We start from the raw sequence: 23,413 nt of genomic DNA on the forward strand, positions 1-23,413 counted from the left end.
CATCCTCCCGCCACCGCGCTTTTCTACACCGGTGGCGCTCAGCCGAGTCGTCGGTCGAAGACCTCGGTGCTCGCGCCCGAGGCCGGGTCGACAGTGAGCACTGTGAGGTTCACCGAGTCCGCGGTGAGGTCCAAGACCATGAACCCCAGTTCGTGCTGGGTTTCGAACAGCGCGCTGTGGCCACCGGTCGTCAGCCGGGGCTGACCGCCCGCGGTTTTGCCCGCGGCGCCCGACACGATCTGGCGGGTGCCCTTGGTCGCCGGCGTGGGATCGAGCACCTGCAGGGTGTGGTCGTGGCCCGACAGCAGAAACGACACCTTGCCCAGCACGTGGTCTTCGAAGAAGCGCTTGGCGTGCACGCCGTTGATCGGTTCGACCGGCAGGCCCTCGTAGTTGCCCGCGTCGCCGTGCGGGCCGTTGCTGATGTAGGCCTGATGGGTACAGGCGATCTTCCACGGCGCGGTGGACTCCGCGAGTGCGGTATCGAGCCAGGCGCGCTGTTCGTTCATGTACGGCCCGTCGACGGCCCAGTACGGGTCGAGGAACGGCGGGATGTAGGCCGCGAGGGGGTTGATATCGAGCACGAAGAACTCCACGACCGGGTTCTGTTCGGGCACGCGCACCGAGTAGTAGCGGCTCGGCATCCACCAGCGCTGTGACTTCGCGTGGTAGGCCACCTCGAAGTTGCCGCGTGCCAGCCAGCCGCCGTCACCGGGGAACACCGAGCTGGTGTCGTGGTTGCCGAGCACCATGGCCCACGGAATGTCCAGTCCCGCATTGGGATTCTCGAATTTGGTGGCGAACTGTTCGTCGTCGGGCCCGTTGGGTCCGGTGTCGTAGATGTTGTCGCCCAGACCCACCGCGAGCGAGAACGGCCGGCGTGCGTGGAATTCGCGTGCCGCGTCGGCGACCGCCCACTGGGTGCGGGTGCCGGTGCCCGCGTCACCGGTGACCAGCACCCGCACGTTACGCCCGGCCTGCGGGGTGAACTTGGGCACTTCGGCAGGCACCGCCGCGGCGGGGGTGAGCCCCACCAGCGACAGGCCCGCGACGACGCCGGCGGCGCCTGCCAGAACTTCACGACGGCCGATTCCGGACGAGAACTGATCGTGCATGGTCACCTTCTGAGTAATGGCTTCTGTTGGACAACTGACCTGATCGAAGCACACTGACATGATCGCGACGCCGCCGCAGCCTAACGGGCGCGGCCGCGGATCGTTCGTCAGCCGCGCGCATGTCGGCGAAGCGAAGCCCCGACTACACCGCGCACATCGATTGGATGACACCGCGCACGATCGGCGCGCCGTAGTCGGTCGGTGCGAACACCAGTTTCTGCACGATCGACAGCGGCGTGGTGACCGTCTCGGTGATGCCGGCGAACCCGGCGATGGTGGTGCCCGCCGAGAACAGCAAGCTGGTGATGTCGAGGGTCAGCGTCGCGAGATCGAAGGCATTCTCGACCTGGACCTGCGCCAACGGCACCGTGTCGAGGGCCTTGCCTTCGGTCAGATCGGCGCCGAAGTTGGCCAGGAAGGTCAGCGGGCCCAGGTCGAGGGCCTCGACCAGCGGGCCGAGGTCGTCGGCGCGACGCATCAGCATCACCTTGGCGACCCGGTTGCTCGCCAGGAATTCCTGGAGGGCGTCGGCGGCCTGGTGCATCGCGACCCGGTCCACCGCCACGGCCCCACTGTCGAGGAAGGCGCGTGCGCGCTCCACGACGGTGGCCAGGGTCAGTTCCGCGACGGGCGTGCAGGTGCCGTCGGCGTTCACGACCAGTGCGGCCAGATCCTCGATGGGCTGGGGAACCTGCACGGGTTCGATGACGGCGTCGCCGAGTTCGAGCGGCGGGTACACGTTCGGCGCCACGCAGCCGGCGTCGATCGAGTCCTGCACCGCGCGGGCCAGCGCCTTGGTTCCGGTGAACATCGCGCCGACCACCGGCTTGAGGAACATGCCGACGGTGGGCACCATGCCCGCGACGAGCTTGGCCGGGATCTTGACGATGCCGGTCGCCAGGATGAACACCTCGATGGCGTCGTTGACGGTCAGCTGCGAGACCGACATCGTCTCGTCGATGCGCCCGGTGCGCACCGCGTCCAGACCGTTGACCAGGTAGGTGACGATCGGATCGTCGAGTTCGGCGGGCCGCACGCCGACCTGTTCCGGGCGCAGCGGCAACCCGTCGCGGTGCACCCGCAGCGCGGCGATCCCGGCCCGGAAATCGGCGACCTGCTGGTCGTAGGCGAGCACCTGCGCGGGCCCGACGGTGCCGCGCAGCACCGAGGCGGCGGCGGTCACCACGTCGTCGAAAGTCGGTGCGCCGCTGGCGCACACGGCGGTGGCATCGCTGATCGGCGTCGTGGCCAGGGTCGGGGAAACCTCGGCCGCTGCGGTGCCGGGCGCGAGCATCATGCCCGCGACAAGGGTCAAGGCGGTGAGGGAGCCGACGCAGGGCGCGGCACGGCGAGGCAAGGGCATTCGCATGCGCGGTGATCTCCGACCAGGGGGGTGACAGGGTGAATCGTTCGATCCGAACCTATTGCCGCCTGGTTTCCGAAACAGTCCCGTTCACATGAACACTTGCCCAATTTGGACACTCGTTCAGTTTAAGTCGAGTAACTCAGATCTCCTCCGCCACGGCAGACCTGCGCCGACCCCTGTGGTCTTCGAGCAGATCCGCCAGGTCGCTGACAACGACGTCGGCACCGGCGGCTACCAACGCCGAGGCGCCGGTCCCCCGGTCGACCCCGATCACCCGGAATCCGCCCCGGCGCCCCGCTTCGACCCCCGACACCGCGTCCTCGATCACCACCGTGCGCACCGGATCCACGTCCAAACCCCGTGCGGCCGTGAGGAACATGTCGGGCGCCGGTTTGCTCGCGAGGCGCTCGTCGTGGGCGACCACACCGTCGATCACCACCGTGAACCTGCCCAGCAACCCGGCGGTGTCGAGCACGAGCACCGCATTACGTGAGCTCGACACCACCGCCATCGGGACACCCGCGGCCGCGAGCGCCTCGACAAGGCGCAACGACCCGTCGAACACCTCGACACCGTCACCACGGATGATCTCGGTGAAACCGACGTTCTTGCGGTTGCCCAACCCGTGCACCGTCCGCGCGTCGGGTGGATCGTCGAGCTCACCGTCGGGCACGCTCACGCCCCGCGACGCGAGCACCGACCGCACGCCCGCCGCGCGCGCTTTGCCGTCCACCAGTGCGAAGTAGTCGGCATCGGTGTAAGGGGCGGCTGCCGGCGCGACGGCGGGCAGGAACTCGGTGAACAGCGCCGACCACGCCCGCCGATGCACCGCCGCGGTGTCGGTGAGGACGCCGTCGAGATCGAACAACACTGCCTGCGCATCGAAGACGCCCGTCATGGCGCCCCGACCTCGGCCACGACACCGGGTTCGAGTGTCACCGGCCGATCCCACACGGTGATCTCCACCGATGGCCCCGCACCGACCAGCTCGAAGCGCGCGTCCCGGTGCCCGAGATCGGCCCGTACCGACCGGCCCCGCCAGTGCACCGCGAACCGTAACCGCTGCCAGGACGCCGGAAGCGCGGGTGCGAAACGCAATCCGCCGGCGTCGGCGCGCAACCCGCCAAAGCCGTGCGTCGCGACCTGCCAGGTGCCCGCCGCCGCCGCGATGTGGATTCCCTCTTCGGTATTGCCCTGGTTGTCGTCGAGATCGACGAACGCCGACCGCTCGAAATACCGTTGCGCCGTGCGGGAATCGCCCACCTGCAACCCCACGATCGCATGGATCGATGGGCTGAGCGAGGACTTGTGCATCGTGCGCTGCTCATAGAACTCATAGTTCAGCCGGCGGGTGGCCGTCGAATATTCGTCGGGCAGCATGTGCAGCAGCATCACCACATCGGGCTGTTTGAGCAGCGAGGTGGTCTCGCAGTCGAAAGGGCTGTAGCCGACCGGAAGTCGCGGCATCCCGTTGTCGTCCCAGTCGACGATAGGCACCACCGTGCGATCGAAATAGCCGTCGAATTGTTCGATGACACCGCAGTCGGGATCAATCGGCGCCCGCAGCCGGTCCGCGGTGGCGAGCCACTGGGCCGGCTCACCCGCGTCCAGCCCGATCGAGGCCATGAGCTCGTGGACACGCTCGGGCCGTTCCCGCGACATCCGTTCGTACACCGCCGCCGCCTGCCGAAGATGCCAGTGCACCAGCCTGTTCGTGTACGCGTTGTTGTCGATGTGGGAGTGGAACTCGTCCGGTCCCATCACCGTCCGGAGGGCGAGCCGATCGCCGTCCTCGACGCACCGCTGCACCCAGAATCGGGCAGTCTCGAACAGGATCTCGGCGCCTTCCCCGAACAGGTAGTCGTCATCGCCGGTGACGGTGGCGTAGCGCATGATCGCGTAGGCGATATCGGCGGTGATGTGCAGTTCTTCTTCGCGCGTGTAGAAACGGTCTTTCCCGTCCGGGGTGTATCGCGGACATTCCTCGCGGCCGGTGTCGGCCGATTCCCACGGATAGCGCGCGCCGCCGGTTCCGTTGTCGGCGGCGACTTCCCGTGCCCCGGGCAGGGTGTGATGCCGGTAGCCCAGCAGCGCGCGGGCAGCGCGGGGCTGGGTGAACAGGAAGAACGGCAGCAGCATCACCTCCGTATCCCAGAAGACGTGCCCGCGATAGCCTTCGCCGGACAGCGCTTTCGCGCCGATGCTCACAGTCGGATCGTGGGGGTTCGCGGCGATGAGCAGGTGATAGGTCGCGAACCGCAGCGCCTGGGTCACCCGATCGTCGCCGACCACTTCGCAATCGGCGCCGGCCCACAGCTCATCCCACGCTGCCCGGTTGGCCGCTGCGGCGGTATCGAACGAGTCTGCGCGCGCGACGGTGTCGAGTGCGCGCGCCCGAGGTGGGTACACCGCTCGGTAGTCGCGGCTGGTGGCGATACCGACGAGCTTGTCCACCCGCACGGTTTCGTCTGCGCCCACGTCGCAATGCCACTGCACCTCGATGCCGTCGTGGCGAACCCGCTGGTGACGCTGCCCGCTGTCGGCGGAGCAGGTGAAGGCGTAGGCCAGGTCGATCCCGCTGTCGATGGTGCGGCTTTCGATGACACCGACCTCACCGTCGAATCCCGCACCGACCGACACCAGGTGCGTGGACTTGGCCCACTTGTCCCACTTGCGTTCGTAGCCGAATGCCGTCTGTTCGTGGTAGTTCGGCAACCGTTCGAGGTTGCGCCGGTTCGCGTCGATACCGGTACGCACCGTGACCGCCCCCGCGTGGTCCAGGCACGTCACTTCGATCCGCAGACAGCACAGATTCCGGTCGGCGGTGCTTGCGAACGCTCGGTCCGCAGCCTGACCCGCGCGCCGCCGGTCAGCCGGAACACGGTGTCGCGGTGCAGGACTCCGCTGCGCAGATCCAGTGCACGACGGTGCTCGATCACCTGCGCGGATTCGGTGTCCAGGCGCAGACCGTCGACGAAGACCTCGCTGTCGAGCCAGTCCGGCGCGTTCACCAGATCGATGACCGGGGAGTCGTAGGCGTCGTAGACACCGGCGATGAACGTGCCCGGCAACGCCCCTGTGTGCCGTTCCTCGAGCGAGCCACGGGTTCCGAGGCGCCCGTTGCCGATGGTGAACATCGTCTCGAAGTAGTTGGCGCGCTGCGGGTTCCAGGCGTCCTCGACCACCGTCCACGAGGTGGTCTCGCTCGTGTGGGTTCGGGCGTTGACAGTCTCACCGCCGCAGACCGCGCGCGATGCCCGGTTCGTCTGCGCCGGGTAGCCGTAGGCCGAATGCATCACACAGCCTTCCTCGTCGAAGGGTGATCGATGACCGCATTGCGATGGTGACGACGTGGTCGAGCCGGTAAAAACTCGGGCAGGGTCAGGCGCTGGCGATGGGCCGTTCGTAGCCGGCGGCCTCGTCCATGTCCTCGAGCGACATCCCCTTGGTCTCGGGCACGAACTTGGCGACGAAGCCCAGCGACAGCAGCGCGAACACCGCGTACATCCCGTAGGCGAAGCCGAGCGAGAAGGTTTTCAGGCTGGGGAACGAGACGGTGATCGCCCAGTTCGCCGCCCACTGGCCTGCCGCCGCGAGCGACAGCGCGGCGCCACGGATCCGGTTGGGGAACATCTCCCCGAGCAGCACCCACACCACCGGGCCCCAGCTCATGCCGAAGAAGACGACGAACAGGTTGGCCGCGACCAGCGCGATCGGGCCGAGCGCACCGGTCAGGTGTGGCTCCATGACGCCTTCGGCGTCGGGCACCTGGTCGGCACCGCCGAAGCAGATCGCCATCGTGGCCAGCGTGACGGTCATGCCGATCGAGCCGGTCAGCAGCAACGGTTTGCGGCCCACCTTGTCGATGAGCATGATCGCGACGATCGTGGTGGCGATATTGACCACCGAGGTGAACACGCTGATCTGGAACGACTGGGATTCCTCGAAGCCGACGGCCTCCCACAGCACATTCGAGTAGTAGAAGATCACGTTGATGCCCACCGCCTGCTGGAACACCGACAGCATCAGCCCCACCCACACGACGGGATAGAGCCCGCCCGCCGGTCGGCGCAGGTCTTTCCAGGACGGCTTGGTATCGCTGCGCAGGCTCTCCTCGATACGGCCGATGGTGAGCTCGAGGTTCTTCTCACCGAACAGCATCGACAGCACGCGCCGCGCCTCGGGAATCTTGTGCGTGGCGACCAGGTAGCGCGGCGACTCCGGGATCGTGGAGGCCAATACGCCGTAGACCACGGCGGGCACCACCATGGACAAGAACATCCAGCGCCAGGCTTCGAGCCCGAACCACAGGATCTCGCTCGCGCCACCCGCGAGGTGGGCGAGCACGTAGTCCACCAGCAGTGCCAGGAAGATGCCGAGCACGATCGCCAGCTGTTGCAGCGATCCGAGCCTGCCGCGGATCCGCGCGGGCGAGGTCTCGGCGATATAGGCGGGGGCGATGACCGAAGCGACACCGACACCGAGACCACCGATCACCCGGCCCACGACCAGGATCCAGACATCGGGCGCGAAAGCGGTGACCACCGCGCTGATGAAGAACAGGACCGCGGCGATCCTCATCACCTTGAGCCTGCCGATACGGTCGGCGATCCGGCCCGCGGTCATGGCGCCCGCGGCGGCGCCGAGCAGCGCCGAGGCCACAGCGAAGCCGAGAACGGCATCGGCGACATCGAATTCGGATTGAATTGCCGAGACAGCCCCGTTGATCACAGCACTGTCGAATCCGAACAACAATCCACCCAGCGCCGCGACGGACGCGATCCGGATCACGCGGCTGCCCGAGGCCGGCTCGCCGTCGGGGAGAGCGGACCGGTCGGTGAAGGAGCCTCCATCATGCATCGGCGTCGTCCTCTCCACGGCGGGCAGCAGTGCCTCGCGAGTAGCGGCGTGAGACCACAGTCTGCCCCGAACAAGGCGCTATCTGCAGGAATTGACGATAGCGAGCCCACATCGCCGTGTTGTCGTCGAGAAAATGAACACGCGCGCCGTGCCCGTTCGCAGTGCGGCGGGATCGGCGTGGCTTCGCTGCGCTGGGCACCGCACGTTCATCTTCGCGACACGCACACCATTTAGCGTCACGGGGATGACCGATGTCGAGATTCGTCCGATCCCCCGTGATGTCAGCGAGATCGCCGATCTCGCGACCGTCGTGAACCTGGCCGACACCACCGGATTCACCGTCGACGACAGCGACGACGACGATCCGATCCTGCTCACCGAACCCGGCGGCCTGGTCGTCGACACCTGGCGCGAGGGCTACCCCTACGACGAGCGCCTCTCGCGCCTGCAATACGACCTCGACAAGCGGTTACTGCAGATCGAGCTGCTGAAACTGCAGAACTGGGTCAAAGCGACCGGCCGCCGCGTCGTCATCGTGTTCGAGGGTCGCGACGCCGCGGGCAAGGGCGGCACCATCAAACGCTTCATGGAGCACCTGAATCCGCGCGGGGCCCGGGTCGTGGCACTGGAAAAGCCCTCCGCGCGCGAATCCACCCAGTGGTATTTCCAGCGCTACGTCGAGCACCTGCCCGCCGCGGGCGAGATCGTGCTGTTCGACCGCTCCTGGTACAACCGCGCCGGTGTCGAACGGGTGATGGGTTTCTGCACGCCCGAACAGCATCGACGGTTCCTGTCGCAGGTGCCGCTATTCGAACGGATGCTCGTCGACGACGGTATCGACCTGGTCAAGTTCTGGTTCTCGGTCTCGCCGCTGGAGCAGCGCACCCGCTTCGCCATCCGCCAGGTCGACCCGGTGCGGCACTGGAAGCTCTCGCCGATGGACCTGGCCTCGCTCGACAAATGGGACGACTACACCGCGGCCAAGGAAGAGAACTTCGAGCACACCGACACCGATCACGCACCGTGGATCGTGGTCAAGAGCAACGACAAGAAGCGTGCCAGGCTCAACGCGATGCGGCACGTGTTGAGCGGGTTCGATTACGGCAACAAAGATGTCGAGATCGTCGGCACCGCCGACCCACTGATCGTGGGCCGCGGGCGCGACGTCATCGGTTCCTGAACGTTCTAGCGAGTCAAGGCGACTCGGTGCGCGTCGAGCATCAGCGTGGCGAGCTCGTCGCGCTCGGCGTCGTCGAGGACGTCGAAGCAGGGTGCGATCAGTTCGTCGGTCAGCTTCTCCGCCGCGTCCCAGCGCACCCGCACATCGTCGGTGACCGTCTCGAACGGTTCGGTCCAGCCGAGGAATTTCGCGTGGCCGGGTCCGTCGAGGATCGGGGAGCCCGCGACCAGGATCGCCTGCAGTGGGGTGAGGCCGTTGGCCATCACCGCGACCAGGTGCAGTCCGCCGCGAAGCTCGCGCAGCACATGGGTCAGTTGCAGCACCGCGGCCCGCCCGTCCTCGGGCACCGGCATCGCCCGCCAGCCGGCGAACAGGGGCAAGCCGGTCGAGGGTGCGGCATCGACCACGCGGCCCAGCAGGTACGCGAGACGGTCGGCCTGCTCGAACGCGGCCAGTTTGCGTTGCCCGAAATCGCGACACGCGAGCATGTATTCCGCCGCGGCGTCGGCGGCGGGCATCGGCACCGATTCCCAGGCGGCGCGCACGCAGCCGGGTTCGAAGAAGCCGAAGGCGGCGGTCACCACGTCGGCGTCGACGTCACCGAGCACCCCGCCACGGCCTCGCGTGTAGGCGCCGTGAAACCCGGCCACCCCGGTCGTCTCCCCGAACGCCCTGGCCTCGCGCGAGATCATGAACGCCCCACCGAGTTCGAGTACCTGCCGTTTGACCGTTGCCGACGTCATTCGTCTGCCACCTTCCGCTGTTGTCCACTCCTGGCAGACTTTAGCGTTCCATAGCCAGATGGGGTAGCCCTTCGCGAGGACAACGACCGAAATCCCGTCGACCGCACCGCTCGACCGGCCCTAGTCTGGATCCCATGACCAATCAGCTCGTGGCGATCCTGTCCGGCGCCGGTGTCTCCACCGACAGCGGAATCCCGGACTACCGTGGCCCGGCGGGCCTGTGGCAGCGCGACCCCGACGCCCAGAAACTGGTCACCTACGACTACTACATGGCCGATCCCGACATCCGCCGCCGATCCTGGCTCATGCGCGGCGAACACCCCGCCTGGCGCGCTCAGCCCAACCCCGCCCACCGGGCCGTCACCGCGCTCGCCGCCACCGGGACGGCGGTGCGCGTGATCACCCAGAACGTCGACGGGCTACACCAGCTCGCCGGCCTGCCCGACCGCAAAGTCCTCGAACTGCACGGCAACGCCCGCACGGTGCTGTGCACGTCGTGCAAGGACCGCACCACCACCGAGCAGGCCCTCGACCGCGTCAATGCGGGCGAACCCGACCCCGCCTGCCTACGCTGCGGCGGCATCCTCAAAAACCGCGACGGTCATGTTCGGCCAAGCACTCGACCCCGAAGTGCTCGCGCACGCCATGGCGATCGCCCAGGCCTGCACCGTGTTCATCGCCGTCGGCACCAGCCTGCAGGTCCAGCCGGCCGCGTCGCTGGCCGGTGTCGCCGCCGATCACGGCGCCCGCCTGATCATCGTCAACGCCGAACCCACCCCCTATGACGAACTCGCCGACGAGGTCATCCGCGAACCCATCGGCACCGCCCTGCCCGCTCTGCTGGCAACATTGGCCGCGACGAAGACCGAGCACAGCGGCTAATCTCGGCAGATGACCGTCGACACCGGCCGGAAGGCCTGGCTCACAGTCGAATTCGTCGCCCTCTTCTTCGGCCTGACCGGCTCGGTCGCGGTATTGCTGCGCGGTGTGAGCCCGCTGCCGTTCCTTGCGGTGATCACCGTCGTCATTGTGATCTATCTGCGCCGCACCGGTTTCGACCGCCGCAACTTCTGGCGAGCCGACGCACTGCGCCCCGCCCTGCCCGGCATCCTCGCACTCTGGGCGATCTCGGCCCTCGCCCTCACCGCCGCGGTAGCGCTGTCGCGGCCCGGCTCGCTGTTCGATCTTCCGCGCGAACGTCCCCTGATCTGGGTGCTGGTCCTGGTGTTCTATCCGCTGGTCAGCGTCTATCCGCAGGAACTGCTCTTCCGCGCGTTCCTGTTCCACCGCTACGCCCCGATCTTCGGCAACGGGCCGCGCATGATCGCCGCCAGCGCCCTCGCGTTCGGTTTCGCCCATTTCATCGTCGGCAACTGGATCTCGGTGCTGCTGAGCACGGCGGCCGGGGCTCTCTTCGCAGCCCGCTATCGGCGCACCCGCTCGCTGCTCACCACCTCGGTGGAGCACGCTCTCTATGGCATCCTCGTCTTCACCGTCGGCCTCGGCGACTTGTTCTATCACGGTGCCGCGGCCGCGTAACGCTGTCTCGATGCGGCGAGGGCCGAGGTGAACTATCGGCATCGTTGCGCCGTAGTGCTTGGATGGTGGGGGTCGAGACCGCGGCCGCCGAGGGCGATGACGGAGACCGGATGCGAGTGCTGTTCGTGGCGATGCCGTTGATCGGGCATCTGTTCCCGATGATGCCGCTGGCCGAAACTCTGCGCGAGCGCGGGCACGAGGTCATGGTGGCCACCGGCGGCGACGCGGCCGCGGTGGTGCGGGCGCGATTGCCGGTCGCCGAGGTCGCCCCGCCGATCGACTATCTGCGTGCCGCGGTGCGGGGGCTGGGCAGGCATCCGGTGCTGGCGTGGCGATCGGGGCAGGGGATGGCGGATGCGCGCGGCGGTGCCCACGTGTTCGCGGTCACCAATCGGCCGATGATCGAGCCGCTGCTGCGTGCCGCCACCGAGTTCGGGCCCGAAGTGATCGTGCACGAGCCGTTCGCGTCGGCGGCGGCGATCGTGGCCGACCGGCTCGGAGTACCCACGGTCCTGCACAACATCGCCCTCGACAACGGCACCGTCATCCGCCGCGAACTCCTGCGTCTGCTCACCGACGCCGCCCTGCCCGCACCGGCGAGCACCCTGTCCATCGCCCCGCCCAGCATCGCCTGTGTCGACGGGCAACCTTTGCGCTATACCCCGTACTCCACTCCGGGCGCGGACACACCCGCGTTCCTGCGCGAACCGTCCACGCGCCGACGCATTCTCGTCACCCGCTCGACCATGCTCGGCGACGGTCCGGACACGATGCTGGGTGCGATCGTGCGCGCCGCACCGTATGTCGATGCCGACATCGTCATCGTGCGACCCGATCGAAAGACAGTGCGCAACACCGCACTTCCCGCGAATATCCGCACGACCGGGTGGATCGCCCTGCACGAAGCTCTGCCCCACTGCACTGCCATGGTCAACCACGCGGGCGCCGGTTCGGTCTATGCCGCCCTCCACGCCGGCATCCCTCAGATCGCCACCCCTGCACCGGGCGACCGAGCGTGGAATGCGATCTCGGTGCAGCGGCGCGGCGCCGGACTGTCGGTGCCTGCCCGTTCGATCACCGCCGCCCACCTCAACGCCCTGATCTCTGATCCCGCCCTGGCCGCCACCGCGCGGGCGGTCGCCGCCGAGATCGCCGCGATGCCCGGTGTCATCGACATCGCCGACGAGGTGGCCCGATCGGCCGGCACCCGGTGAGCTAGGGCGCTTGCACCAGCGTGAGCTTCGACTTCTTGCGCACGGTGAAGCCCAGCGTCTCGTACAGACTGATCGCCGTCGTGTTGTGTGCGACCGCGTGCAGAAACGGCGTCTCACCCCGCGCGCGGATTCCGGCCCCGACCGCCCGAATCAGCCGCGAGGCGATCCCCCGCCCCCGAAATTCGACATCAGTGCACACCGCGCTGATCTCGGTCCACCCCGGAGGATGCAGCCGCTCCCCCGCCATCGCCACCAACCGGCCCTCGACCCGCAGTCCGAGATAGGTGCCCATTTCGATGGTCCGCGGCGCGTACGGGCCAGGTTCGGTTCGGGCGATCAGCTCTAGGATCTCGGGAACATCCGCGGCAGTGAGTCTTTCGAGCTCAGGATCGAGGGCAACCCGCAATCGCGCGCCGTCCATCTGCACGGTGTCGAACTCGGCGAGCACCGTCCACCCCGCCGGCACCGCATGTCCGATCCCGCGAATTCCAGCACTGCCGCCCGACCCGAGCACAGCGCCCAGATCAGTCCAATCCTGCTCATCCAACACCGCCGGATGCCCGACGAATCGCGCGACTTCCGGCTCATAGCGACCGATCCGCCCCGTCCACTGCGCGAAACGACTGTGCTCGCCCCGCAACGAAGCCCGCACCGGATCATCGAGCGGATGCACCGCGATATCGACGTCGACGGTCAACACACTCTCCTCACCAGGCAACCCGACCGCCGAAACGTTAGCCGAGCACACAACCACCGGTCACCGTTTGCGCTCACCACGATTCCGACCCCCTGGCCTCGAACACATCCCGCAACCGCCCCATCACCGTCCGCCGCCACCCCTCCGGGAACCGCCCACGTAACGAGTGGAACGAGTCAATGCTCGGCGAGCGAAAGCTGGATATCCAGTTCCAGCAGGTAGTGATTCACCGCCACAGCGGCTCTGGATCCCGCGGCCGCGGCGTGGACGAGTTGCGCAGGCGAATCGGCGACATTGCCCGCGGCCCAGATACCAGCGACGCTGGTGCGCCCGGTGGCATCGACCGCGACCCAACCATCGTCGCCGACCGCGCATCGCAGCCGGGTGAGCAGCTCATCACGGGGACTGAAACGCGGCCCGACAAAGACCGCCGTCCGCGTAATGAGCTGTCCCGATGCGAGTTCCACGCCGTGGAGGCGACCGTCGTGCGCAACAACTCGGTTCACCTCGCCTTCGACAACGTGAACATTGCGCGCGGACAACCGGCGGCGCTCATCCGCCGACAACACGATCTCTTGCGGGAAGAAGAGGACGTCGTCGGACCACTGACGTACCAGCGACGCCTGGTGCACGGAAAATGCCCTGTTTGCACCACCCAGAACCGCCAGCGGCGCGTCCCGCACCTCGTATCCGTGACAGTACGGACAGTGGAGAACCCCCTTTCCCCACTGCTCGCGAACTCCGGGGATCGCCGGCAGTTCATCGCGCAGACCTGTCGCCACAACCACCGCCCGCGCCGCAACGACGGCCCCGGTTTCGGTCTCCACCGAGAAACATCCGTCGACCGCGGCGATGTCCACGACTCGGTCCGCCAGTACCTGTGCGCCGTAGCGGCGCACCTCCGCGCCGCCTGTCGCCAGTAACTGCTCGGGCGCGACTCCGTCCTGTGTCAAGAAGCCATGCGTCGTCTCGGCAGCCATGTTTCGAGGTTCACCGGAGTCGATGAGCACTACTTGCCGACACGATCGAGCCAAAACCAGCGCGGCACTCAGACCTGCCGCACCCCCACCGATCACCACGACATCGTGAACCACAATTCCCCCTCGACCGCTCCGCACGACCTTGTCACCGTCCGGGTACGCTCCGAACGTACCGAATTGTTTACTAGTTAACAAAAGGAGAGGTGATGGCCGAAAAGTCGCTCCGAGAACGGACATCCGATCTCTGGCGTGTCCGAAACCCCGACCTCGACACGTCCGCCATGGTGGTGGTCGGCCAGGTCAAACGCATTTCCGCCCTGCTCGACCGTGCCGTGGAGGACATCTACGCCGAAGCCCACATCACCACGGCAGAGGTGGGCCTACTGGTACCCCTTCGGTACGCCGACCCACCCCTCACCGCGATCCGACTGGCCGAACACCTCGGCATGTCCAGGGCCGGCGTCGGAAAAACACTCACCAAACTCGAGCGGCGAGGACTGATCACCCGCACCCAGAACCCGACCGATCGACGATCGACCCTGATCCGCCTCACCCCAGCAGGGATTGGCTTGATCGACGAGGTCTTCCCCCGCGAACTCGAAGCCCACGCACAGCTGCTCGCCGACCTGGATCGAGATCGTGCCGCAATCCTGCAAAGCTTGGACCGCTTCGCCCGAAGTCTCGAGGCCCGAAGCAACCGCTGAGAGCGAGCCCGAACACGACTCGGGCTGACGCCGTTGTGTATTCGATCACGCGGCCTCGGGAAACGGCTCAGAACCTGCCTCCGACCAGATCGCTCGAATTAGCGTCTGATCATGACCGGGCCATCGCCGCGGAAGCCGCACTACACCCTCCCCAATGAATGGAATTTCGCGAACGAACGCCTCGCACTGCTCGGCGCTGCCTATGACCCTGAGAGCATCGCGCTTGCGCGGCGACTGGGTGTGGGTCCGGGATGGCGGTGTCTGGAAGCCGGAGCCGGCGGCGGGTCGTTCGCGCGATGGTTATGCGATGCCGCATTGCCGGGTGGTCGAGTCTTCGCCGTAGACGCTGACCCACGCCACCTGACGGACCTACCCGACCGTGGCGGCGAAGTCGCCCGGATGAACCTCGTCACCGACGAACTCCCCCAGGGCGCATTCGATTTCGTCCACACACGATTCGTGCTGCTCCACATTGCCCAACGAGACACTGTTCTGCAGCGGCTAGCCCGGGCGCTGGCGCCAGGCGGCGTTCTTTTGCTCGAGGAAGGCGACGGCCTCGGCGTCCTCGATGAAATGCCTGGCGCATTCGGGGAGGTCTGGCGCGCCTTCGCGCGGTCGACCGAGACCGAGGGCGCGAACCAATCCTGGGCTAGGGACCTGCCCACGCACTCGATGTCTCACCCGAGGTCATTGTCGCTGCGCAGGCGGAGCTGGCCGACGAGCAGCAATGGTTCTATGCGCCGCCCACAGTCCGCGCATGGGGCCGAGCGCGCTAACGTCGCGCCCGGACAAACTCACCGATCAACTCACGGGCATCGTCACCGAACACAGCCTGGTCGTTCAACACCGCGAACATCCGCTCGTATGTTCGGTGAGCGGGTCGTGTCCGGGAACTCGTCCGCTAACCTTGCGTTTTGTGGCGAGGATTGCGGTGATCGGTGGTGGTCGGATCGGGGAGGCGTTGATTGCTGGGCTTCTCGAATCCGGATGGGCACGTGAGGATCTGGTGGTTGTGGGGCGGGTGCTGGCGCGGATCGAGCGGTTCGGCATTCGGGCGATGACCAGCCTCGCGGATGCGACCGAGAATGCGGATCTGATAGTGATCGCGGTGAAACCGCGCGATGTGGACGGCGTGCTCACCGAACTGGCCGAGTCGATGGTCGGCACTGCGCGCGATCAGGTGCTGGTGTCGCTGGCCGCGGGTGTGTCGACGGCACGGATGGAAGCTGGGCTGCCCGCCGGTTTCCCGGTGGTGCGGGTTATGTCGAACACCCCGATGCTGGTCGGCCAGGGCATGAGCGCCATCGCGGCGGGCCGTCACTGTAGCGAGGAGCAGTTGCGGCTGGTCGGTGATGTGATGGAGGCCGTCGGCAAGGTGGTGACGGTCGCCGAGTCGCAGATGGACGCGGTGACCGCAGTATCGGGTTCGGGGCCCGCGTACTTCTTTCTGGTGATCGAGGCCATGATCGACGCCTCGGTGCAGCTGGGTCTGTCCCGGGAGGTAGCTACCCAGTTGGTGCAGCAGACCATGCTCGGTTCGGCCGCGTTGTTGACGGAGTCGCGCCGGCCTGGCGTGGAGTTGCGCGCTGCGGTCACCTCACCCGCGGGAACGACCGCGGCGGCGGTGGGAGAACTCGAGCGGGGTGGTGTGCGTTCGGCTTTCGGTGAGGCATTGATCGCGGCAGAACGCCGTTCGGCCGAACTGGGCGCGATGTCGAACTAGCCTCGCTCTTGGTTGTGGTTGATGGGGCCGGCCTGATCGGTTCCAGGTTGGCTGTCCGAATCCCTACCTCCCCCAGCGATTTCCGGCGCTCGACCGCTGTTTGAGACGCACCAAGGCGGGCATTCGCACTGAGCAAGGACAAACCTCTACCGGAGGGACAGCGTCGTGTTCACACATCTACGAGGGGCCGTGCTGATCGGGCTGCTGGTTGTCGCCGGCTGCGCTACCAGCACCGAGGCACCTGATCCCGGTTTGCCACCGTCGGCCGAGGGCGCACCTGAAATCTCCGATGAGGCGGCCGCGCACCTGTGCGAGATGATGGCCCCGGATCTCGACAATTGGCGTGCGCAGGGAGTCACTGTGGCGCGCGTGTCGTTCAACGCCACAGTGCAGAACTGGGCGGTGCGCAGCGGCGGCATCAACGTGGCGGTGGCTCGCAATCGCGAGGTGATCGATGCCGTCACCCAGCAGCACTGCGCTGATGTGCGCCAGCAGGCCATGCAGGCCCTGGATGTGCCGGATCTGGCGTCAGCGCTCGCCGGAGTCTGAGACGCCTGGGTCGGAAACCGCGGCGGGCGCGGTGGCCTCGACACCACGGCGCCGGTCGCGCAACACCAGCACGCCCGCCGCGACCGCCCAGATCACCGCGAACGCGACCGCGCGCATCAGGCTCCAGTTGACCATCAGCATCACGAGCGCGACGCCACCGAACAGTGTCAACAACCGGGCGGTACTCGTCTGACCTTTCATCGCCAGATCATCGCACGGTCCCCCACGACCTGCCACGACGCTCAGCTCTCGACCCGCACGACCTCGTCAGGAACCGCAGGCCGGCGAGCGGCCCAAGCCAATGCGGGCACGATCAGCAGCGCGATCCCCGCACCGAGGAACGCCAGACCCGGGTAGTCGGCGAATGCCACGACCACCCCGGATCCCAACCCACCACCCGCACCCGCGATGGCGATACCCACATCGACGGTGCCCTGTGTTCGAGCACGGGTGGCGACCGGCGTCGCATCCGCGATCATCGTCGTCCCCGCGACCAGTCCCAGATTCCAGCCCACCCCGAGCAGTCCGAGCGCCACCGCCAGCGCCCCGACCGCACTCGGCGGGGCGAGCGCGGCCGCCGAACCGGCCGCGACCAAGGTGGCAGCGGCCGCCACGGCCACCAGGCCCGGCCCGAACCGATCCACGAGCATCCCCGACAGCAACGACGGCAGATACATCCCCGCGACATGCACCGCGATCACGAATCCCGCCGCGCCCACCCCGTGCCCGTGATGCTGCATATGGATCGGCGTCATCGTCATGACCGCGGCCATCACCAACTGCGTCACCACCATCACCGTCGTCCCGGCCACGATCGGCGCCGACCACCGTGTCGGAGCGTCCGTCACGACCACCTCGCCGGGCGGCTCGGCAATCGCGCGGGCAACAACAAGCGGGTCCGGCCGCAGCATCACCCACAGGACAAAAGCCGCCAGCACATACGCCACCCCCGACAGCACGAACGGTCCGGAAAGCGCCGGAATGCCCCAGCTCACTGCCATATTCGACATCGGCGTCGTCAGATTCGGCCCGACCACCGCACCGACCGTCGTCGCCACCAGCACCGTGCTGATCGCGCGCGCCCGATGCGCGGGCTGCGCCAGATCCGCGCCGGCGTATCGCGCTTGCAGACTCGTTGCGGTGCCCGCCCCATACACGATCAGCGACACGAACAGCAGCGACAAGCTCCCGGTCACCGCAGCGGCCACCACCCCGAAACTCCCCAGCGCACCGGTCAGATAGCCCAGGGTGAGGCCTGCCCGTCGACCCGCACGCTGCGAAATCCGACCCACTCCGACCGCCGCCGCGGCCGACCCGACCGTGAACATCGCCGCGGGCAACCCCGCCAGCCCGGTCGATCCGAGCATGTCCTGCGCCAGCAACGCGCCGACGGTGATGCCGGCGGCAAGCCCCGCGCCACTGAAAATCTGCGCCGCGACCAACACGGCCAGCGTGCGCCGTTGCGCGGGATGCTCGCTCATGGCGTCATCATCGCGGCAGAGATGGACGCCGGTCCAGTCGTTAGGCGCAGAAAGGTCCAGTGACGACGAACCGGCCTCCTCGAACGGCGCGAAGCTAGCGCAGGTACGGCCCCAGCTTGATATTCACCTCGGACCCGGCATCCTCGATCGAGGTGATCGGCCACACCCGCCCGGGCTGCATCGTGCCCGCGGCCGTGGCGTAACCGACGACGTCGAGCGCCGCGACCCCGTCGTCGTCCTGCAGGATGCCGGCCTCGGTGCGCATCCCATCGGAGAACATCACATCGAACTCGTCGGCCATACGGTCGGCGTGCACCACCACACCGGGGAACAGATGCGAATAGTCGACGATGATCCGTCCCGGCTCAGCGCGTTCGTTCATCGACGTCCTCTCCGAGTTCTGACCTCAGTGACCACACGGATCGGTGAGGTGCAGCCCCTCGCCGACCTTGATCCGGCGATGCTCGGCGAGCACGATCCCGACCCCGAACAGCAAACACACACCGCTGAGGATGCCGGCGATCACCGCCCATCCGACGAACCCGGAACCGGCGGCCGTCAAGGTGGCCGCGAGCATCACGATGCCGACTCCGACGAGGAACAGCCCCGGCCAATTGAGCGAGTCCTGAATCGACTCACCCGCGTGTGAGCGCGTCGTGCGCTCGGTGTCGGGAAACTTGTGTTGATGAGGATCGATGTAGTCAGTCATGGCACGGCCTCCTTCCGACGAGAGCTCTCCGTCTTCGGCGCGTACCCCCGATTCAATCGGGCAAACGGCCAGAATCACTCGAGTTCTCCCGCACGAGCACGAAGAAGTACGGCTCGGGAAAATTGCGGTAGTCCATCAGGCCCAGCACGGTGTCGTCGTCGATCCGGCGGAACACATCGATGATCGGCAGATGGTCGTACACCATCGCCGTGGTGACCACCCCGCGGTGCTCGACCGCCCGCAACCGAGCCCGATAACCACGGGCGCGCAACGCCGGTTTCAGCACCCCGAGCAGCCCCCGACCCCGGTCCACGACCTTGCTCGGCACCTTCCCGACCAGGCCCAACGGCACCCGTTGCGGATCGACGGCGAAAATATCGCCCGCCGGAGCGCGAAACAGCAGCGGATGCACACTGTCGAGACCGTCGAATTGCTTGCCGTACCACCCCGACGCGACGAGCAACCCGTCCATCGGGTGCCCGGTGCCCAGCTCGCGACCACTCCATCGGCCACTGAGCTGGGTCGCCGGCACCGGCGCGAGACTGTCGAACAGCTCCAGCGCGTCCTGTCGGGAACAGGCGGGTTCGAGCGCGGTAAGTCGGTCGATCGTCATGAAGATCCTCTCGCCTCAGGCGGGCAGTCGCAGCGCACCGGGCGCGGAAGCGGGCACAGCGGGCTGCTCCGGGGCCACCGGACTGATCCGCTGGTAGGCGGCACCGAGATCCGGACGCGGATCCGGCTCACCCTTGTTCGGCCAGAACGCCATCGCACGCTCGGCCTGCGCGGTGATGGTCAGCGACGGGTTGACCCCGAGATTGGCGGTGATCGCGCTGCCGTCGGCGATGTGCAGCCCGGGATAGCCATAGACCCGCTGATACGGGTCGATCACGCCGGTCTCGCGGGAGTCACCGATGGTGCAGCCACCGATGTAGTGCGCGGTCGCGGGGATATTGAAGATATCGGTGGCGATATTGCCGGTGATGCCGTCGGACTCGGCAGCGTATCGGCGGGCGATGTCGTGCGCCATGGGAATCCACTCCGGGTTCGGCTCCCCGCTGCCCTGCTTGGTCACCAACCGCTTGCCCTTCAGGTAGGAGGTCAGCGAATTGTCCAGCGACTGCATCACCAGCAGGATCACCGACCGCTCCGACGCACCGTGCGCATTCTGCGAACGCAGGAACTGCACCGGATGCAACACCATCGACAGCAACAACCGCAGGAACCGGAACGCGCCACCATCGATCATCGGCACGGTCTGCAAGAACAGCGCGTTCTGCCCCTTGCCGTAGGTGCACACCTCCACATGCGTCTGCGGTTCCGGGTGAATGGAGGACGTGATCGCCACGCCCTGGGCGAAATCACGCCGGGACTTACTGGTGACCCCGATGATCGCCTCGGAATTGCTGCGGGTCAGCTCGCCGACCCGCGAGGACAACTCCGGCAGCGTGCCGTCGCTACGCAACTTGTGCAGCAACTTCTGGGTGCCCAGTGCCGCCGCCGCGAACACCACCTGCTGGGCGGTGAACGTGCGACGCTGCTTGCGCACCCAACCGTTGGACTGCACCGTCTCGACGCGATAGCCGCCCGCACCGTCGGGCGCCACCGACGTCACCGTGGTCAACGGATGCACCTGCGCGCCGTTGCTCTCGGCCAGGTGCAGGTAATTGAGCGTGGTGGTGTTCTTGGCATTGTGCTTGCAGCCGGTGAAGCACTCCGAGCAGTGGATACAGCCCGCCCGGCGCGGACCCGCGCCACCGAAGTACGGGTCCTCGACCTCGACACCTTCAGAACCCTCGTTGAAGAACACGCCCACATGGGTGCGATGGAAGGTATCGGCGACCTTCAGATCCCGCGCCACCTGCAACAGCACGTCGTCCTTCGGCCCGACCCGCGGATTCTCCACCACGCCCAGCATCCGCGAGGCCTGGTCGTAGTACGGCGCGAGCTCGGACTTCCAGTCGGTGATGTGCGCCCACGCGCGATCGCGATAGAACTCCGGCAGCGGTTCGTAGAGCGTGTTGCCGTAGATCAGCGACCCGCCGCCCACGCCCGAACCGCTGAAGACCAAGCATTTGCCCAGCGCGCTGATCCGCTGCGGCCCCGTCAGGCCGAGGCGCGGCGCCCAGATGGCCTTGGGAATGTTCCAGTTCGTCTTCGGAAAGTCCTCGGCATTCCAGCGTCTGCCGGATTCCAGAACTCCCACCCGGTAACCCTTTTCGGTCAGCCGCAGCGCTGTGACGCTGCCACCGAAACCGGAACCGACGACGATCACGTCGTAGTCGTAGTCACTCATCGCGACACCACCTCATAGTCGGCGGGATCGAACCGCGCCTGCTTCTTGTATTGGATTCCCAGTAGTGGCCAGTTGGTCGTGATCCGGCCGTCGGCCTGGCGGTACCACGACGAGCAGCGACTCCACACGCTGCCGCCGAGCTGCGCCTGGATCCGCTCGTCATAAGCCTGCTCCACGTCCGGACGCACCGTCAGCGCGCGACCGGACGCCGCGAGATGGGCGACATAGTCGCCGAGGTACTTCGCCTGCGCCTCGAGGAAGTAGATGATCGAGCCGCCACCGGTGTTGGTGTTGGGCCCGTACATGATGAACAGGTTCGGAAACCGCGGCACGGTCATGCCGTAGTAGGCGTGCGCACCGCTGTCCCACTCCTGCGTCAGCTCCCGGCCCTGCGCGCCCGTGATCGTCATCGGCGCCAGGAACTCGGTGCTGGTGAAACCGGTCCCCCAGATGATCACATCCACCTCGTGATCCCGCCCGTCCGCGGTGCGCACACCCGCGGACGTGATCTCGGCGATCCGCTCGGTGGTCACCTCCACATTCGGTTCGGTCAGCGCCGGAAGATAGTTGTCGGAGAACAGAATTCGCTTACACCCGACCGGATAGTCCGGCCACACCTTCTCGAACAGCCCCGGCTTGGCCCTGGTCTGCCTGCGCATGTGCCACTTCGACACAGCCTTGATCGCGGCGGACAGCGGCTTGGAGTACACCCAGGCGACGCTGAGCCCTTCGACGACGCCGTACCAGGTGCCACGTTCGGCGAGCTCGGTCACCGGCAGCTTCTCGAACACCCGATGATGGCGCGTCGAGAACTCGCGATCGGGGCGCGGGATGATGTAGGGCGCGGTCCGCTGGAACAGCGTCAGCTTCTCGGCCTGCCGCTGGACCTCGGGAACGAACTGGATCGCACTCGCCCCGGTACCGATCACGGCGACGCGCTTACCCGCCAGATCCACCTCGTGATCCCACTCGGCGGAATGGAAACTGGCGCCTGCGAAGCTGTCGCGCCCCGCGATCGCGGGCACCGAGGGCCGCGAGAGCTGGCCCACCGCCGACACCAGCACATCGACCACCACGGTGTCCCCGCCGCCGAGCCGGACCGTCCACTTCCCGGTCGCGTCGTCGAACGCCGCGCCGAGCACTTCCGTGCCGAACCGGATATGGCGGCGCACATCGTATTTCTCGGCGACGTGCCTGATGTAGTCGAGGATCGCCGGCTGCCGCGAGAATCGGTGCGGCCACCGTGGATTCGGCTCGAAGGAGTACGAGTAGAACGGGGAGGGCACATCGCAGGCCGCACCGGGGTAGGTGTTCTCTCGCCAGACGCCGCCGACATCGTCGGCCTTCTCGAACACGACGATGTCGTCGAATCCGCGCTTCTTCAGTGCGATGACAGCCGCCAGGCCACCGAACCCGCTACCGATCACTGCGATGGACGGGGTCATGAGGTCCCTTCGAGAACGAGGCGAGCACAGGTTTCGGGGTCGTCGCTGAACGGGAGATGCCCGCAGCCGGGAAGGTCGACGTGCTGCGCGAACGGCAACACCACCCGCGCGCGGGCGCTCTGGGTGCGGTGCACGAGCACGATGTCGCGGGTGCCCCACGCGATCGTCACCGGAATCTCGCCCAATGAGCCACGGTCGTCGCCGGGGTCGAGCACATAGTTGCCGAAGTCGTCGCGAGCGGCGGCGAAGGAGGTGGCCCCCGCCAGCCCGGCCAGATCGGTGCGGGCGGCATCGGGATCGACACGCACCGGTCGGCCGAACATGGACGAGAGCAGGACCACGCGGCCGGCGGGGTGCTCGACCAGCCGGTCCAGTGCCGGTCCGGCGACCCGAGCGGCGCCACGCATGCTGGTGAGCAGGCCCTGCGTCCATCGCCGTCCGAGCGGCCCGTAGAAGCCGACCGGGGAGAACGCGGTGACCCCGGATGCCACTCCGGCCCGGCCCAGCTCGAGGGCGATACCGCCGCCCATCGAACTCCCGACCACGTGCGGGCGTTGAATCTCGTTGTCCGCCAACCATTGTGCGAGCCAGGTGGCATAGCCACGCGGCCCCGGTCGCACAGTGTCCAGCGCGGGTGAGTCACCGAAGCCCGGGAGGTCGATCGCGATGACCTCGTGCTGCCCGGCGAGCAGATCGATGATCGGTGCGAAAACCTGCCAGCGGCTGCCGAGACCGTGCACCAGCACGATCGGCGTACCACTGCCCCGGCGGAGGTGGGAGATCTGCGTCATCGCAGCCCTTCGTCCAATAAACAG

General features: G+C 67.1%; 24 protein-coding genes and 2 pseudogenes. 9 read left to right on the forward strand and 17 right to left on the reverse strand.

Features of this window, described 5'->3' with window-relative positions; genetic code table 11:
• Positions 1–38: 38 nt before the first annotated feature.
• The 6 genes and pseudogenes from ACFULV_RS03815 to ACFULV_RS03840 form a co-directional block, all read right to left on the reverse strand.
• Entirely contained in the window at positions 39–1,115 is a 1,077-nt protein-coding gene (locus tag ACFULV_RS03815) for a metallophosphoesterase (protein ID WP_378652802.1), read from the reverse strand.
• A 142-nt stretch (positions 1,116–1,257) separates the two neighbouring features.
• The gene (locus tag ACFULV_RS03820; protein ID WP_378652805.1) at positions 1,258–2,484 is read right to left on the reverse strand and encodes a hypothetical protein; all 1,227 of its coding nucleotides are present in this window, start codon (positions 2,482–2,484) and stop codon (positions 1,258–1,260) included.
• Between the two features lie 136 nt (positions 2,485–2,620).
• Positions 2,621–3,379 (reverse strand): HAD family hydrolase, encoded by a 759-nt coding sequence (locus ACFULV_RS03825; protein WP_378652808.1) that lies wholly within the window; start codon positions 3,377–3,379, stop codon positions 2,621–2,623.
• Positions 3,376–4,977 carry a glycoside hydrolase family 65 protein gene (locus tag ACFULV_RS03830; RefSeq protein ID WP_378653401.1) on the reverse strand — a complete coding sequence of 534 codons (1,602 nt, stop codon included), beginning with the start codon at positions 4,975–4,977 and terminating at the stop codon, positions 3,376–3,378. The genes ACFULV_RS03825 and ACFULV_RS03830 overlap by 4 nt, the downstream gene beginning before the upstream one ends.
• A pseudogene (locus ACFULV_RS03835) lies at positions 4,963–5,777 on the reverse strand (hypothetical protein); the annotation flags it as partial. The gene ACFULV_RS03830 and the pseudogene ACFULV_RS03835, both read right to left, overlap by 15 nt.
• Before the next feature lie 85 nt (positions 5,778–5,862).
• Positions 5,863–7,341: a sugar porter family MFS transporter gene (locus ACFULV_RS03840; RefSeq protein WP_378629005.1), complete on the reverse strand. Its 1,479-nt coding sequence runs from the start codon at positions 7,339–7,341 to the stop codon at positions 5,863–5,865.
• Between the two features lie 244 nt (positions 7,342–7,585).
• Here ACFULV_RS03840 and ppk2 point away from each other — a divergent pair, with 244 nt between their 5' ends.
• Positions 7,586–8,521, forward strand: coding sequence for a polyphosphate kinase 2 (gene ppk2 / locus ACFULV_RS03845; RefSeq protein ID WP_378629995.1), 936 nt, complete (start codon positions 7,586–7,588; stop codon positions 8,519–8,521).
• Between the two features lie 5 nt (positions 8,522–8,526).
• Here ppk2 and ACFULV_RS03850 read toward each other — a convergent pair whose 3' ends face one another.
• Complete coding sequence (locus tag ACFULV_RS03850) at positions 8,527–9,264, reverse strand: hypothetical protein (protein ID WP_378652811.1); 738 nt, start codon at positions 9,262–9,264, stop codon at positions 8,527–8,529.
• A gap of 134 nt (positions 9,265–9,398) precedes the next feature.
• Here ACFULV_RS03850 and ACFULV_RS03855 point away from each other — a divergent pair.
• The 4 genes and pseudogenes from ACFULV_RS03855 to ACFULV_RS03870 all read left to right on the forward strand — a co-directional run.
• Positions 9,399–9,758, forward strand: a pseudogene (locus tag ACFULV_RS03855) (Sir2 family NAD-dependent protein deacetylase); the annotation flags it as partial.
• Positions 9,759–9,867: 109 nt separating this feature from the next.
• Positions 9,868–10,146, forward strand: coding sequence for a hypothetical protein (locus tag ACFULV_RS03860; protein WP_378652814.1), 279 nt, complete (start codon positions 9,868–9,870; stop codon positions 10,144–10,146).
• Positions 10,147–10,155: 9 nt separating this feature from the next.
• Positions 10,156–10,803 carry a CPBP family intramembrane glutamic endopeptidase gene (locus ACFULV_RS03865; RefSeq protein WP_378652817.1) on the forward strand — a complete coding sequence of 216 codons (648 nt, stop codon included), beginning with the start codon at positions 10,156–10,158 and terminating at the stop codon, positions 10,801–10,803.
• A gap of 62 nt (positions 10,804–10,865) precedes the next feature.
• Positions 10,866–12,017 carry a glycosyltransferase gene (locus ACFULV_RS03870; protein ID WP_378652821.1) on the forward strand — a complete coding sequence of 384 codons (1,152 nt, stop codon included), beginning with the start codon at positions 10,866–10,868 and terminating at the stop codon, positions 12,015–12,017.
• 1 nt (position 12,018) lies between these two features.
• On the opposite strand, the gene ACFULV_RS03875 is transcribed toward ACFULV_RS03870, so the two are convergent.
• Together ACFULV_RS03875 and ACFULV_RS03880 are read right to left on the reverse strand one after the other, a co-directional pair.
• On the reverse strand, positions 12,019–12,717 hold the full coding sequence (locus tag ACFULV_RS03875) for a GNAT family N-acetyltransferase (protein WP_378652823.1): 699 nt from the start codon (positions 12,715–12,717) through the stop codon (positions 12,019–12,021).
• A 173-nt stretch (positions 12,718–12,890) separates the two neighbouring features.
• The gene (locus tag ACFULV_RS03880; protein ID WP_378653404.1) at positions 12,891–13,832 is read right to left on the reverse strand and encodes an NAD(P)/FAD-dependent oxidoreductase; all 942 of its coding nucleotides are present in this window, start codon (positions 13,830–13,832) and stop codon (positions 12,891–12,893) included.
• Between the two features lie 68 nt (positions 13,833–13,900).
• Here ACFULV_RS03880 and ACFULV_RS03885 point away from each other — a divergent pair, with 68 nt between their 5' ends.
• From ACFULV_RS03885 to ACFULV_RS03900, 4 genes are all read left to right on the forward strand, one after another.
• Complete coding sequence (locus tag ACFULV_RS03885; protein ID WP_378652826.1) at positions 13,901–14,398, forward strand: MarR family winged helix-turn-helix transcriptional regulator; 498 nt, start codon at positions 13,901–13,903, stop codon at positions 14,396–14,398.
• A gap of 111 nt (positions 14,399–14,509) precedes the next feature.
• Positions 14,510–15,397 carry a class I SAM-dependent methyltransferase gene (locus ACFULV_RS03890; protein ID WP_378652828.1) on the forward strand — a complete coding sequence of 296 codons (888 nt, stop codon included), beginning with the start codon at positions 14,510–14,512 and terminating at the stop codon, positions 15,395–15,397.
• Positions 15,315–16,121, forward strand: a complete 807-nt coding sequence (proC, locus tag ACFULV_RS03895) for a pyrroline-5-carboxylate reductase (protein WP_378652830.1) — start codon at positions 15,315–15,317, stop codon at positions 16,119–16,121. The genes ACFULV_RS03890 and proC overlap by 83 nt, the downstream gene beginning before the upstream one ends.
• A 189-nt stretch (positions 16,122–16,310) precedes the next feature.
• Positions 16,311–16,670: a hypothetical protein gene (locus ACFULV_RS03900; protein WP_378628964.1), complete on the forward strand. Its 360-nt coding sequence runs from the start codon at positions 16,311–16,313 to the stop codon at positions 16,668–16,670.
• Here ACFULV_RS03900 and ACFULV_RS03905 read toward each other — a convergent pair.
• The 8 genes from ACFULV_RS03905 to ACFULV_RS03940 all read right to left on the reverse strand — a co-directional run bounded on the left by ACFULV_RS03905 (position 16,650) and on the right by ACFULV_RS03940 (position 23,389).
• Positions 16,650–16,871 (reverse strand): hypothetical protein, encoded by a 222-nt coding sequence (locus ACFULV_RS03905; RefSeq protein WP_378652833.1) that lies wholly within the window; start codon positions 16,869–16,871, stop codon positions 16,650–16,652. The genes ACFULV_RS03900 and ACFULV_RS03905 overlap by 21 nt on opposite strands.
• A 41-nt stretch (positions 16,872–16,912) precedes the next feature.
• Complete coding sequence (locus ACFULV_RS03910; RefSeq protein WP_378652836.1) at positions 16,913–18,151, reverse strand: MFS transporter; 1,239 nt, start codon at positions 18,149–18,151, stop codon at positions 16,913–16,915.
• Positions 18,152–18,245: 94 nt separating this feature from the next.
• Positions 18,246–18,533 (reverse strand): hypothetical protein, encoded by a 288-nt coding sequence (locus ACFULV_RS03915; RefSeq protein WP_378652839.1) that lies wholly within the window; start codon positions 18,531–18,533, stop codon positions 18,246–18,248.
• A gap of 24 nt (positions 18,534–18,557) precedes the next feature.
• On the reverse strand, positions 18,558–18,860 hold the full coding sequence (locus tag ACFULV_RS03920) for a hypothetical protein (protein ID WP_378628955.1): 303 nt from the start codon (positions 18,858–18,860) through the stop codon (positions 18,558–18,560).
• Positions 18,861–18,912: 52 nt separating this feature from the next.
• Positions 18,913–19,473, reverse strand: coding sequence for a DUF4334 domain-containing protein (locus ACFULV_RS03925; RefSeq protein ID WP_378652842.1), 561 nt, complete (start codon positions 19,471–19,473; stop codon positions 18,913–18,915).
• 15 nt (positions 19,474–19,488) lie between these two features.
• Entirely contained in the window at positions 19,489–21,153 is a 1,665-nt protein-coding gene (locus ACFULV_RS03930; RefSeq protein WP_378628951.1) for a GMC oxidoreductase, read from the reverse strand.
• Positions 21,150–22,598: a flavin-containing monooxygenase gene (locus tag ACFULV_RS03935; protein WP_378652845.1), complete on the reverse strand. Its 1,449-nt coding sequence runs from the start codon at positions 22,596–22,598 to the stop codon at positions 21,150–21,152. Before ACFULV_RS03935 ends, ACFULV_RS03930 begins: the two co-directional genes overlap by 4 nt.
• A complete protein-coding gene (locus tag ACFULV_RS03940) occupies positions 22,595–23,389 on the reverse strand; it encodes an alpha/beta fold hydrolase (RefSeq protein WP_378652848.1) in 795 nt (264 codons plus the stop codon). The genes ACFULV_RS03935 and ACFULV_RS03940 overlap by 4 nt, the downstream gene beginning before the upstream one ends.
• Positions 23,390–23,413 lie beyond the last annotated feature (24 nt).

It is taken from the genome of Nocardia sp. NPDC057272, assembly GCF_042668615.1.
Lineage (GTDB): Bacteria > Actinomycetota > Actinomycetes > Mycobacteriales > Mycobacteriaceae > Nocardia.